The organism is Synechococcus sp. PCC 6312 (genome assembly GCF_000316685.1).
In the GTDB taxonomy this organism is placed as follows: Bacteria; Cyanobacteriota; Cyanobacteriia; order Thermosynechococcales; family Thermosynechococcaceae; genus Pseudocalidococcus.
In genome coordinates this window covers 2292137-2305519 of record NC_019680.1, presented here as the reverse complement: position 1 = coordinate 2305519, position 13383 = coordinate 2292137, and the positions used below count along the sequence as shown (strand labels likewise).

Genomic DNA, 13383 nt, shown 5'->3' with positions numbered 1-13383 from the left:
GATGAATATTTCACCTGGCTTAAGTAAGTTTGAATGCAACCCTCTAAAATCCCCATTCTTGACCTCAAGCCTCAGTACCAGGCCCTCAAAACCGAAATCCAGGCCGCCATTGATCGGGTTCTAGAGTCAGGACAGTTTATTTTGGGGCCGGATGTCACCGCCTTAGAAAACGAGTTGGCGCAATTTTTAGGAGTCAGGTTTGCCATTGCCGTTAACTCGGGAACCGATGCCCTGATTATCAGCTTGCGAGCCTTGGGGATTGGGCCTGGGGATGAGGTGATTACAACTCCCTTTTCCTTTTTCGCAACGGCTGAATCCATTACCCTAGTTGGAGCCAGGCCCGTCTTTGTCGATATTTGCCCAGAAACATTTAATATCAACCCGACCCTGATTGCCGCAGCCATTACCTCCCGTACTAAGGCGATTATGCCTGTTCATCTCTTTGGCCAACCGGCTCGGATGGGAGAAATTCTTGAGATTGCCCAGGCCCATGATCTAAAAGTGATTGAAGACACCGCCCAGGCCATTGGGGCACAGTATTTTGGAACGTGTTTAGATTGTCAATGCCAAGCTGGAACCCAACAGCAACTCCAAGGTAAATTTGTCGGCGGCATTGGAGATATGGGCGCGTTTTCTTTTTTCCCAACCAAGAACTTAGGGGCCTATGGGGATGGTGGGTTAATTACGACCAACGATCCAGAGTTAGCTGAACTGGCCAAAATGCTGCGGGTACATGGCTCTCGCCAACGCTATATTCACGAAATGATTGGCTATAACTCCCGGATGGATAGCATTCAAGCGGCTATTTTACGGGTGAAGTTGCCCCATCTAAAGTCCTGGAATGAACAACGCCGACAGATCGCCCAAACCTACAACCAAACCCTAGCAGATATTCCGGGAATCATCACCCCAAAAGTGACTCCAGGCCATGTGTTTCATCAATATACTGTGCGAGTTTTGGATAATAAGCGAGATCAGGTGATTCACCATTTGGCGGGCCTGGGGATTAGCACCATGATTTATTACCCCATTCCCCAGAACCGATTGACCGTCTATGACAATCACTATCCCCCCCTATCCGTCAGCGATCAATTAGCCACAGAAGTCCTGAGTTTGCCCCTCTGGCCGGAACTTGCCCCTGCACAAATTGCCCAAATTACCCAGGCCCTAGGGGAGGCGATCCGGATCAATTCCTAGCTCTCGTAATTTTGCTGCTAACAATTGCTGCTTTTGTTGGGCTGCCTCTAACTTGGCCTGGGTGGCTTGGAGTTCTAATTGGGACTGCTGCGCCGCTTCTTCAGGTGTGGGAACTAGCTCACCATTGACGGTGAAATATCGCAAACGGGACTATAGATCAGTTCATCGCTTAACAGGCCTTGGGCCGAGGGCATCACGGCAGCTAGGTCTTGAGCCAAAATAGGTTGAGTTTCTAATTGTCTAACCATTGCGACTTCTTTTAGGAGGCATTAAGCTCATTTCTCTTAGTATAGATAGGGGTTTAAGAATGGGGCTGGGTCATGGCAGCGGGTTGAATCCATTCATCAAACTGTTCTGCTGTTAAAAAGCCCAAATCCACGGCAGCTTGTTTCAAACTCAGGTTTTCGGCATAGGCTTTTTTGGCTACTTGGGCGGCTTTGTCATACCCAATATGGGGATTGAGAGCCGTCACCAACATCAACGAGTTTTCCACATACTGCTCCACCTGCGGATAATTGATCTCCAAACCCGTCAAACAAAACTCCGTAAAACAGCGACAGGCATCCGTCAATAGTTCAATTTGGGTTAAGAGATTGTAAATGATCATCGGCTTAAAGACATTCAACTCAAAGTTGCCTTGGGAACCCGCATAACCAATGGCCGCATCTAGACCCATAACCTGAACACAGACCATCGTTAGGGCTTCACACTGGGTGGGGTTAACTTTTCCGGGCATAATCGAAGACCCTGGTTCATTGGGGGGCAAAATTAACTCGCCCAGGCCACAGCGGGGCCCCGATCCCATCCAGGAAATATCATTGGCTAATTTCATCAGGGAGCCGGCCAAGGTTCTCAATACCCCACTGGCCATGACCATTGCATCATGTCCCGCCAAGGCCGCAAACTTATTCGGAGCCGAGACAAAGGGTAATCCCGTCAATTCGGCAATTTTAGCGGCCACCCGGATGGCAAATTCAGGATGGGTATTTAAGCCTGTCCCGACCGCTGTCCCACCAATGGCTAATTCACTTAAATGGGGCAGAACGGACTGAATCCGGCCAAGGTTTTGCATTAATTGGGCCTGATACCCGGAAAACTCCTGCCCAAAGGTCAACGGCACCGCGTCCATCAGGTGAGTGCGACCAATTTTAATCACACCTTTCCAGGCCTGGGCTTTTTCGGCCAACACCCGTTCCATCTCGGACAAGGCCGGAATTAACCGTTGCTGGAGAGACTGGACGGCAGCAATGTGCATCGCGGTTGGAAACGTATCATTGGAGGATTGGCTGCAATTGACATGATCATTGGGATGCACCGGATGCTTACTACCCAACACACCGCCGGCCAGTTCAATCGCCCGATTTGCAATCACCTCGTTGGCATTCATATTGGTTTGGGTGCCGCTGCCCGTTTGCCAAATTCGCAGGGGAAAGTGATCATCCAACGTCCCCTCTATGACCTCCTGTGCGGCCTGGATAATCAGGTTGGCCGGTTCAGCCTCTAGTTCGCCTAATTCCAGGTTGACCATCGCCGCCGCTTGTTTAAGAATCCCCAAGGCCTGGATCATTTCCCGCGGCATGGTTTGACCGCCAATGGCAAAATGATGGAGTGAACGGGCCGTTTGTGCCCCCCAATAGCGATCAGCCGGGACTTCCATTGGCCCCATCGTGTCAGATTCTGTCCGGGTTTGGTGCATAGGGTTGGGCTTGTCTTAGGTGCAAGATGAGTAAGCGGTAAAGAGCGAAGAAACATCAAAGCGTCGGGCCAGCATTGCCCAAAAAACATCCAGACCGCTGGGACTTTTCGGGACATTCCATCCAGTCAAACTACCATAGAAAACTAGCCCCAGTAGCTTTACCCCCCGATGGTTAAACAGTAATCCATACCCTTGCTCAAAATACAGCCCAGACCTAGGTTTTGGGAATGGTAATCGGGGTGATCAAAATTCTGGGGAGCATCAGGGAAATATTCAGATTTTCAAAGAAGCCCACGGTACGAGTCAAGAGGTCTTCAAAGGGGGTAAAGTCGGCATCCAAGACCGTAATTAATTTTCTAGAGGTATATTGTAGAGTATGGCTCGGGCTTCCGCCCTCAAGATAGCTCAGAACAGGTTAAGCTGAAGGATCCTCTCTGGAGTTTAGGGACAATCAGCAATGGATGATGGCTACAAACTGGTCAGCGATAATCGCCAGGCCCGGTTTCTTTACGAAATCTTAGATACCTATGAAGCGGGCATTGTCCTCCAAGGGACGGAAGTCAAATCTATTCGGGCAGGCAAAGTTAATCTCCGGGATGGGTTTGCGCGGGTACGCGATGGCGAAGTTTGGCTAATGAATGTCCATATTTCCCCCCATGACACCACCAATACCCACTACAACCATGATCCCCGCCGGAATCGAAAATTATTGCTACATAAGGAAGAAATTCGTAAACTGATTGGCAAAGTAGAGCAAAAAGGCTTAACCCTTGTCCCCTTAAGGATGAAACTCAAAAACGGCCGGGTCAAAGTAGAGATTGCTGTAGCCCGCGGGAAAAAACTCCACGACAAACGAGAAGACCTCAAACAAAAGCAGGATAAACGGGATATGGAACGGGCCATGAAACGGGGCTAGCCAGGGTTTTTGTGATCCCCAAGGTTCCGCTACCCCAACCGCTTGCAAGATGCCGATTCTAGAATTTCTACATATTTATTACTGTTCTTGCCGCCGAATTTTATGGAAGTAACCCGTCTGTCAAGTATAAGGACAAGTTATTTTCCAGAAGCTTTACGCATTGCTCATCCCTGGGAGATTGGTCAGCAACTGATTGCTATTGATGTCGGCGATGGTATCCTTTTAAAGCCCAAGAGGCCCTTTTCAGATGACGCTATTGAACCATATTGAACCATCAATTTTTGAAAAAATTTTTACTACTCAACTCGATCTCCGATAGGTTCTTCTGCTTCTAGTGTACTAGCCGTGTTGGGACTGGGTGAAGTGGCTGACCGAGGACGAGAAAGATAATCTTGCCACCGTTTTTTCAAGGCCTCAACTTCTTGACCCGGTGCAGAATTTGGTCGAGTATCTGTTGGCTCAGAGGAGGGGGTCTCTAGTTCAGGCTCGCTGGCTGTAACTGGCTCGGTGGATGCCATTTCTGGGATTGCCGCTGGTTCCGTCACTTCAGAATTGGGTTGGAGTTGAGATGGTGTTTCCTCCTCCAGGCCTGGGAGAGTTACAGAAGGCTGGGGCTTTTGTCTGAAGAAATTACGCCAAGACCGTTCTGATCCTTTGGGCGTGGGAGGAACCTGTTTTGTGACCTGATTTTCAGGCTTAGCTGGCGTGGCTGGGTTTGACTCCAAGGCCTGGGACGTTTCTAGACCAGAGGCTTTGGGCAGACTGACCTCAGACTCAATAGGTACAGTGAGTGCGTCTGATTCTGGGGGCGGGATTGGACTTGCGTCAAGCGGCTCTGTTGGAGTGGGGGAAAACGTGGGTAGTGGTTCCGGCTCCGAAACTGGGGGAAGGGTAGATGCAAATTTCGGGCTTAAAACTCCCTTCACGTCCGCTGCTGTTAATTCTCCCCGGAGCAGGCGAGAACGGGCATCTAGGCCCCCAGGTTGGTAATCTACGACCCAAGTTGTCGGGTTAAAGCCATTCTCGATCAGCCGCCCTTGCCCATCCAAGAGTTCCAAACGTACCCAGTTTTTGCCTTCTTTCAATCCACTTAGATAAAAAGCTTGCCAGCGATCGACTGTAAAACTGATGTCGTTAATGGTACAGCGCACCTGCCAATCGGAGAACGCATCGAGATCACTGGCCTTTCCGAGGGACAGCAACGGGGCATTGGATAGATAGAAGTCGAGGAGGAATGGCTCACCACCATAAAAACCTTGGGGTTGGTTATAGGTTAAAAGGGGACGTTGGGGCTGGGGACTGGTCTGATCGCTCTCAACAAGGGTATGAAACGTAACTTGAGCAAAAGCTCCAGCGGTTTTAAAACTCTCACCCCAGGGGCGGACGGCAATGACTCGTAAGGTATGGGTTCCGGGAGGGAGGTCTTCAATAATGACTGGCTTATCTAGGGAATAAACAGGGCGGCTGGCCTGGTTATCTAATGTCACCTGAAGATAGGGGCCCAACCCTGTGGCCAAGTCTCGAAAAATGGGCAGACTTTTGACCCCAATCTTTAAAATGACTTGGGTATCGGCCAGGATTTCATTAGGGCGGGGACTGAGAATTTCCACCTGGGGCTGGTACTGGTCAAACCATTCATTAAGTTCTTCAATAGCCAAGGGGGGGGAGACTTCACTGAGATTAGCCTTAACAATCGGGGCAACCGGAGCCATCTGCGAGACCTGGGGTTGGCCTTGACAGCCTGCCAAGCCAAAACCACAAACCAAGCCGAGAATTAAGCCAATCCTGCACAAATTTGTCCAGAAAAGACGAAAACGGCTAGATGTTAACAAATCCCATAACTGATTCATTAGTTGCCCCTAATGTAGCCACTTTTACCAATTTACAATTCCGAGACTGCACAATTATAAAGTTTTGTTACATTCTTGATAAAGAACTTCAATCTCGGCCCAAAACCTGCATTTTGGAAACGGCCCGAAGCCTGACTAGCCTTGAATATTGAGGCATCTTAAATATTGTTAACTATCGGCAAACTGAGGAACAGGCTTCTATAATTCTGAGAGTGAGCATTCCTCCCCCGGAGGGCTTCATTGTTCTTAGTCTGTCATGATCATTGAAGATTACTTTTAGTCTTGATTGATTTATTGATAGGTTCCGTATCTGGGGAGAGAGTGAACTCGTTCCTTCTTTGTCTAAAGAGAGGAGAGACTCGATGACAATCAGTCCACCGGAGCGAGAGAAAAAAGTCAGGGTCGTTGTTGATAGCGATCCGGTTCCTACTTCCTTTGAAAAGTGGGCCAAACCGGGACACTTCGACCGTACCTTGGCGAGAGGTCCCCAAACCACAACCTGGATTTGGAACCTCCATGCTCTTGCCCATGATTTTGATACCCATACCAGCGACCTGGAAGACGTATCTCGCAAAATTTTCAGTGCCCACTTCGGCCACCTGGCTGTTGTGTTCGTCTGGCTGAGCGGGATGTATTTCCACGGCGCAAAATTTTCTAACTATGAGGCTTGGTTAGCCAACCCGACTGGAATTAAACCCAGTGCCCAAGTGGTTTGGCCCGTTGTTGGTCAAGGCATTCTGAATGGCGATGTCGGCGGCGGCTTCCATGGCATTCAAATTACCTCGGGCCTGTTCCAACTCTGGCGGGCTTCTGGGATCACCAACGAATTTCAGCTTTATGTCACTGCCATCGGTGGCCTGGTTATGGCTGGATTAATGCTCTTTGCTGGTTGGTTCCACTACCACAAAAAAGCACCCAAGTTGGAATGGTTCCAAAATGTGGAGTCCATGCTTAACCACCACTTGGCCGGCCTCTTTGGCTTAGGCTCTTTGGGTTGGGCCGGACACCAGATCCATGTCTCCTTACCGATCAACAAGTTGTTGGATGCTGGAGTACCGATCAAAGATATTCCCTTGCCCCATGAGTTTATTCTCAATCCCAGCTTGATGACGGAACTCTATCCCAAGGTGGACTGGGGTGTTTTTAAAGGGGTGATTCCCTTCTTCACCTTTAACTGGGGAGCCTATTCTGACTTCCTGACCTTTAAAGGTGGTTTAAACCCCGTCACCGGTGGCCTGTGGTTGTCCGATACGGCCCACCATCACTTGGCCATTGCTGTCCTCTTCATCATTGCGGGGCACATGTACCGCACCAATTGGGGCATTGGCCACAGCATCAAAGAATTGTTGGAAGCACATAAAGGGCCCTTTACTGGCGAAGGCCACAAAGGTCTCTATGAAGTGCTCACCACCTCTTGGCATGCCCAATTGGCGATCAACTTGGCCATGGTCGGTTCCTTGAGCATCATCGTGGCTCAGCACATGTATGCCATGCCGCCTTATCCCTACTTGGCAACGGACTATCCGACTCAACTGTCACTGTTTACCCACCATATGTGGCTCGGTGGCTTCTTTATTGTCGGCGGTGCGGCCCATGCGGCAATTTACATGGTGCGGGACTACGATCCAGCGATGAACCAAAACAATCTCTTGGATCGGGTCTTACGTCATCGGGATGCCATTATTTCCCATTTAAATTGGGTTTGTATTTTCTTGGGCTTCCACAGTTTCGGCCTCTACGTCCACAACGACACGATGCGGGCTTTTGGTCGTCCCCAAGATATGTTCTCGGATACGGGCATCCAACTCCAGCCGGTCTTTGCCCAATGGATTCAAAATATCCATACCTTGGCTCCTGGTGCGACCGCTCCCAATGCAGCAGCTCCAGTTAGCTATGCGTTTGGCGGTGGGATTGTTGCCGTCGGTGGCAAAGTGGCAATGATGCCGATTGTCTTGGGAACGGCTGACTTTATGGTGCATCACATCCATGCCTTCACCATTCATGTGACGGTGTTGATTCTGCTCAAGGGTGTGTTGTTTGCCCGCAGTTCTCGCCTGATTCCTGATAAAGCGAATTTAGGTTTTCGTTTCCCCTGCGATGGCCCAGGCCGGGGTGGTACTTGCCAGGTTTCTGGTTGGGATCACGTTTTCCTCGGTTTGTTCTGGATGTACAACAGCATCTCAGTCGTGATTTTCCACTTCAGTTGGAAGATGCAGTCGGATGTTTGGGGAACGGTTGCGCCCGATGGCACGGTGTCTCACATTACCGGTGGGAACTTTGCCCAAAGTGCGATTACGATTAATGGCTGGCTCCGAGACTTCCTCTGGGCCCAGGCCTCGCAGGTGATTGGTTCCTATGGTTCGGCTCTGTCGGCTTACGGCTTGCTGTTCCTCGGTGCTCACTTTGTTTGGGCCTTTAGCTTGATGTTCCTGTTCAGTGGTCGCGGCTACTGGCAAGAATTGATTGAGTCCATTGTTTGGGCCCATAACAAGCTGAAAGTCGCTCCGGCAATTCAACCCCGTGCTTTGAGCATTATTCAAGGCCGGGCCGTTGGGGTTGCCCACTACTTGTTGGGAGGGATTGCCACGACGTGGGCGTTCTTCCTGGCTCGCATCATCTCAGTAGGATAAGGGCGAGGAGACTTTACCTAACTATGGCAACTAAATTTCCTAAGTTTAGCCAAGACCTCGCACAGGATCCGACCACACGGCGGATATGGTACGCGATTGCCACTGCGCATGACTTTGAAACCCATGATGGTATGACGGAAGAGAATCTTTATCAAAAGATTTTTGCCTCTCATTTTGGCCATCTGGCAATCATTTTCCTGTGGGCATCGGGTAGCTTGTTCCACGTGGCCTGGCAAGGCAACTTTGAGCAGTGGATTAAAGACCCACTCAATGTTCGTCCCATCGCCCATGCGATCTGGGATCCCCAATTTGGTAAGGGCGCGGTCGATGCCTTTACCCAAGCCGGTGCGTCTAACCCCGTTGATATTGCCTACTCTGGCGTTTATCACTGGTGGTACACCATCGGTATGCGCACCAACGGCGACCTCTATCAAGGCGCTATCTTCTTGATTGTTTTAGCCTCTTTGGCTTTATTTGCTGGCTGGCTGCACTTGCAACCGAAATTCCGTCCGAGCCTCTCTTGGTTCAAAAATGCTGAGTCTCGTCTCAACCACCACTTGGCTGGTTTGTTTGGGGTCAGTTCCTTGGCCTGGGCCGGACACTTAATTCACGTCGCCATTCCCGAATCTCGGGGACAGCATGTGGGTTGGGATAATTTCCTTTCGACATTGCCTCACCCGGCGGGTTTACAGCCCTTTTTCACCGGGAACTGGGGGGTCTATGCTCAAAATCCAGATACTGCTGGTCATTTGTTTGGCACAGCCGAGGGTTCTGGAACAGCAATCTTGACCTTTTTAGGTGGCTTCCATCCCCAAACCGAATCCCTTTGGTTGACGGATATGGCTCACCACCACTTGGCCATTGCGGTCTTGTTTATTGTTGCCGGGCATATGTACCGGACGAACTTCGGCATTGGTCACAACATCAAGGAAATGCTCGACAGTAAAGCTGGATTGCTTTCGGCTAAGAGTGAAGGTCAGTTCAACCTGCCTCACCAAGGTCTGTATGACACCCTGAATAACTCCTTGCATTTCCAGTTGGCCTTGGCATTGGCTTCCTTAGGGGTGATCACCTCTTTGGTAGCGCAGCACATGTACTCGCTGCCTCCCTATGCCTTCATTGCCCAAGACCACACAACCATGGCCGCCCTTTACACCCACCACCAGTACATTGCTGGCTTCATTATGGTCGGGGCCTTTGCTCACGGTGCTATTTTCCTAGTTCGGGATTATGACCCGGTGCAAAATAAAGGCAATGTCTTGGATCGGGTGTTGCAGCACAAAGAAGCGATTATTTCCCACTTAAGCTGGGTGTCCCTCTTCTTGGGCTTCCACACCTTGGGTCTCTATGTCCATAACGATGTTGTCGTTGCCTTTGGCACACCCGAAAAGCAAATCCTGATTGAGCCGGTCTTTGCCCAGTTCATCCAGGCCGCCCACGGGAAACTCCTTTACGGCTTCGATACCCTCCTGTCTAATCCAGAAAGCATTGCCGCTACGGCCTGGCCGAACTACGGGAATGTCTGGTTAGCTGGTTGGTTGGATGCGATTAACAGTGGCAAGAACTCGTTGTTCCTGACCATTGGGCCGGGAGACTTCTTGGTTCACCATGCGATTGCCTTGGGTCTGCACACCACCACCTTGATCTTGGTTAAAGGTGCCTTGGATGCCCGTGGTTCCAAGTTAATGCCCGACAAAAAAGACTTCGGCTATGCCTTCCCTTGTGATGGCCCAGGCCGGGGTGGTACTTGCGACATTTCTGCGTGGGATTCCTTCTACCTGTCCATGTTCTGGATGCTGAATACCATTGGTTGGGTCACCTTCTACTGGCACTGGAAGCATCTGGGTGTATGGGAAGGCAACGTGGCTCAGTTTAATGAGTCTTCTACCTACCTGATGGGCTGGCTGCGGGATTATCTCTGGCTGAACTCCTCTCAGTTAATCAATGGTTACAACCCCTACGGAACCAATAACCTTTCTGTTTGGGCCTGGATGTTCCTCTTTGGACACTTGGTTTGGGCAACGGGCTTCATGTTCCTGATTAGCTGGCGGGGTTACTGGCAGGAGTTGATTGAAACTCTCGTCTGGGCCCATGAGCGGACTCCCTTGGCAAACTTGGTGCGTTGGAAAGATAAGCCAGTGGCTCTCTCCATCGTCCAGGCCCGGGTGGTTGGTTTAGCTCACTTCACCGTTGGCTACATTGTGACCTATGCGGCATTCTTAATTGCTTCAACTGCATCGAAGTACGGTTGATGAACTGATTGCTGATTAGTTAGCTAAATTTTAAATCCTCTACCTTTGGGTGGGGGATTTTTTATTTTGTCTACCATTCCTCTAATGTATTAATAATGCAAAGTAATGTGAATAGTTTTGGTTCTTTCTCTTGATTTCTGTTTAATTAAGATTCAAATCCAAGAGCTTTTGATAAAATTGCTAAACTAGAATTGCCTTTAATTACCACAACACACTGAGATAGAAAATTTACTATTCCTTTTATGTAAAGTATATCTCTCATACTTAATTATGAAAGTAGAAGATTTTAAGCAAAAAAAACAAAAGTGGAATTGTTTTGCACCCACTGATACTCAAGGTTCTTTTGATCGAAAAGTAATTTCATGCAGATAATGAAGCGGTCATCAACCGACGCTCACGGTCAGCAGCATAAGCAATGCAGGCTTTTATATCTTCTCGCGTCAGATCGGGAAAATCGTCAAGAATTTCTGCTTCGGTCATCTCGGAAGCTAGATACTCAAGCACTTCATAGACTGTAATACGCAGGCCACGGACACAAGGCTTTCCACCGCGTTTTTCAGGCTCAATTGTAATGATGTCTCGGTAGTTCATAAACTAGCATGAGGGAAAAATATCTACTTAGCATTATATCGAGAACTTTTGCTGCCTGCCGACAGAGAAGACCTCTAGAGTTTATTTGCAATCTGCTGAAAAGCCTCTGCCGAAGTCCGCACTGGGATAATTTCAAAATGAACCAGATCGCTCCATGCTTCGATCCAAACTTCAAACAAGGCCTGGTCATCCGTTCGCATAAGTTGGAAGCACCGGAAATAGTTTAAATCCACCCAACTATCCACATACTCAAGGCCTGGTGGCAATTGACATTCCTAGTCAGTAGTTTTCAAGGTCTTTCCTTCACGGCAACCAGTCTCGGGAAATCCGCTACACCAGGGTTGTTAGGTGCTGACTAACTAAATCTAAAAAGTTGACAACAAGAGTCATATGGGTTGACAATAAAAAGAGGTTAGCTTGACAAAAGGGAGAGATGTAAGTGTCAAAAGTGCGAAAGCGTGGTGAACAAATTCGCCAATTTATCCTGACAAACGTTGAGAACCATCCAAGGGATATTGCTGCTCTAGTAGCGCAAGAATTTGGTATCACTAGGCAAGCTGTCAACAAACATATCAAGTGCTTAGTAGAGCAAAAGGCTCTTTCGTTTAAAGGCTCAACCAATAGCAGAAGTTACGACCTTCATCCCCTGCTTGAGTGGAGCAAAAAATACTCTTTGGATACTTCCCTTGAGGAGGATATTGTATGGGGTTCTGATATAAAGCCTTTGTTGTCTAATTTTCCGGATAATGTTAAAGATATTTGGATCTATGGCTTCACTGAAATGTTAAACAATGCCATAGATCACTCATCTGGAACAGAAGTATTTATTCAAGTCAAAAGGACTTCTTTATCCACTGAGATCATGATTCATGACGATGGCGAAGGAATCTTCAGAAAGATTCAGCGGTCATTGGAATTACATGACGAACGTCACGCAGTTCTTGAGTTAGCTAAAGGTAAGCTTACAACTGACCCAGATCGTCATAGTGGCGAAGGCATTTTCTTTACATCTCGAATGTTTGATAGATTTGCAATACTTTCTGGAAGTGTATACTTCTCCCACCAATTCGACAAGGCCGAAGATTGGATTCTTGAGAATGATAGTTCCCAAGATGGTACAACCGTTTGTATGGAGCTTAAAAATAATACTTCCAGAACCTCCAAGCAAGTATTTGACAATTTCTCATCTGGAGATGATTATGCCTTCAATAAAACAGTCGTCCCTGTGCGTTTGGCACAGTATAGAGATGAAAGGCTAGTATCTCGTTCTCAAGCGAAAAGGCTATTAGCTAATGTCGATAAGTTCAAGATAGTAATCTTTGATTTTTCTGAAGTGGAAGCGATAGGCCAAGCTTTTGCGGATGAAGTATTTCGGGTTTTTAAGAAGCAGCACCCGGAAATTGAAATTGTTGACTTGAATGCAAACGAAGAAGTTAAGAAGATGCTTAATCGTGCTACGAGTGCTCTTAGTACCTAATGGTTGAAGTTAGCAGCGGTGAAAAAATAGGCCACCCGATCGCGATCGCCGTTCCGTCGGCTACAGTGATTTGTTGGGCTGCTCGTTGCAATTAACGAAATAATGGTTGGACATTAACACCCAGAACCCAAGCCATAACCCAATCGACGAGACAATTTTCAACGCAGCAAGTCACGCGCGAAACTGGTCAACCAACGAGTAGAACGAGATAAACCTGACGCATTGCGCCCCTTGCATGTTGCAGCCCAACTATGGATTAGAGAGAAAGTTTCCACCTAAGAAACCTATAAGGAGGAAAATACAGAAAATTTCCGTCTCATTAGAAAATCTTTTTACTAGATTTAAACTCATAAATATTATGGTTGACAAATAAATCACCATTAATTTCAAGTTATGCAAGCTGAGCCTCCTCCTAAAAACTTCAACGTGAGGATCAGCAAGGTGTTTAGAACAGAAAGTATCGCCAGGCCATGGGTAAGACGGTTGCAGGTTCACAGGTGAGAATTTTCCCAATAATATCCCCATCTGCTGAGGCCCTAACGCATCAGGATTCTCTAACCACTGTAGTAATAACTACTTGGTCTTACTTCCCACCCTACCCTTACCCGAATTAACCAAGCAAGCTCAAAGAATAGATTCCAGAATTACAAGACAACAAATCACAACTTATACTCCGAGAATCAGACGACTAAAGTTCTCGCTCGCCGGATTCAGATAGCTTTTACGACTCAACCGAGCATATTTTCAATTTCGGTGCAGAGCGGTTGTTAGACA

At 48.2% G+C, this 13383-nt stretch carries 12 protein-coding genes; 5 read left to right on the top strand and 7 right to left on the bottom strand.

Annotated features, from left to right (window positions below):
- Positions 1-33 precede the first annotated feature (33 nt).
- Positions 34-1197: a DegT/DnrJ/EryC1/StrS aminotransferase family protein gene (locus SYN6312_RS11230; RefSeq protein ID WP_015125002.1), complete on the top strand. Its 1164-nt coding sequence runs from the start codon at positions 34-36 to the stop codon at positions 1195-1197.
- Here SYN6312_RS11230 and SYN6312_RS19850 read toward each other — a convergent pair.
- The 4 genes from SYN6312_RS19850 to SYN6312_RS20765 all read right to left on the bottom strand — a co-directional run bounded on the left by SYN6312_RS19850 (position 1168) and on the right by SYN6312_RS20765 (position 3233).
- The gene (locus SYN6312_RS19850; RefSeq protein ID WP_156804784.1) at positions 1168-1341 is read right to left on the bottom strand and encodes a hypothetical protein; all 174 of its coding nucleotides are present in this window, start codon (positions 1339-1341) and stop codon (positions 1168-1170) included. The two genes, SYN6312_RS11230 and SYN6312_RS19850, sit on opposite strands and share 30 nt — an antisense overlap.
- Positions 1311-1445, bottom strand: coding sequence for a hypothetical protein (locus SYN6312_RS20770; RefSeq protein ID WP_256377475.1), 135 nt, complete (start codon positions 1443-1445; stop codon positions 1311-1313). The genes SYN6312_RS19850 and SYN6312_RS20770 overlap by 31 nt, the downstream gene beginning before the upstream one ends.
- Positions 1446-1498: 53 nt before the next feature.
- The gene (gene fumC / locus SYN6312_RS11225) at positions 1499-2893 is read right to left on the bottom strand and encodes a class II fumarate hydratase (protein ID WP_015125001.1); all 1395 of its coding nucleotides are present in this window, start codon (positions 2891-2893) and stop codon (positions 1499-1501) included.
- A 214-nt stretch (positions 2894-3107) separates the two neighbouring features.
- On the bottom strand, positions 3108-3233 hold the full coding sequence (locus SYN6312_RS20765) for a hypothetical protein (protein ID WP_256377474.1): 126 nt from the start codon (positions 3231-3233) through the stop codon (positions 3108-3110).
- Between the two features lie 117 nt (positions 3234-3350).
- Here SYN6312_RS20765 and smpB point away from each other — a divergent pair, with 117 nt between their 5' ends.
- The gene (gene smpB / locus SYN6312_RS11220; RefSeq protein WP_015125000.1) at positions 3351-3809 is read left to right on the top strand and encodes an SsrA-binding protein SmpB; all 459 of its coding nucleotides are present in this window, start codon (positions 3351-3353) and stop codon (positions 3807-3809) included.
- Positions 3810-4105: 296 nt separating this feature from the next.
- On the opposite strand, the gene SYN6312_RS18355 is transcribed toward smpB, so the two are convergent.
- Positions 4106-5659 (bottom strand): hypothetical protein, encoded by a 1554-nt coding sequence (locus tag SYN6312_RS18355; protein WP_015124998.1) that lies wholly within the window; start codon positions 5657-5659, stop codon positions 4106-4108.
- Between the two features lie 362 nt (positions 5660-6021).
- On the opposite strand from SYN6312_RS18355, the gene psaA reads away from it, so the two are divergent.
- Together psaA and psaB are read left to right on the top strand one after the other, a co-directional pair.
- Entirely contained in the window at positions 6022-8289 is a 2268-nt protein-coding gene (gene psaA / locus SYN6312_RS11210) for a photosystem I core protein PsaA (protein WP_015124997.1), read from the top strand.
- 23 nt (positions 8290-8312) lie between these two features.
- The gene (gene psaB, locus SYN6312_RS11205; RefSeq protein ID WP_015124996.1) at positions 8313-10541 is read left to right on the top strand and encodes a photosystem I core protein PsaB; all 2229 of its coding nucleotides are present in this window, start codon (positions 8313-8315) and stop codon (positions 10539-10541) included.
- 360 nt (positions 10542-10901) lie between these two features.
- Here psaB and SYN6312_RS11200 read toward each other — a convergent pair whose 3' ends face one another.
- Complete coding sequence (locus SYN6312_RS11200) at positions 10902-11132, bottom strand: DUF433 domain-containing protein (RefSeq protein WP_015124995.1); 231 nt, start codon at positions 11130-11132, stop codon at positions 10902-10904.
- Positions 11133-11206: 74 nt separating this feature from the next.
- Positions 11207-11398: a DUF3303 domain-containing protein gene (locus SYN6312_RS18350; protein WP_083853518.1), complete on the bottom strand. Its 192-nt coding sequence runs from the start codon at positions 11396-11398 to the stop codon at positions 11207-11209.
- Positions 11399-11571: 173 nt separating this feature from the next.
- On the opposite strand from SYN6312_RS18350, the gene SYN6312_RS11195 reads away from it, so the two are divergent.
- Positions 11572-12609: an STAS-like domain-containing protein gene (locus SYN6312_RS11195; RefSeq protein ID WP_015124994.1), complete on the top strand. Its 1038-nt coding sequence runs from the start codon at positions 11572-11574 to the stop codon at positions 12607-12609.
- The last annotated feature ends 774 nt before the right edge of the window (positions 12610-13383 follow it).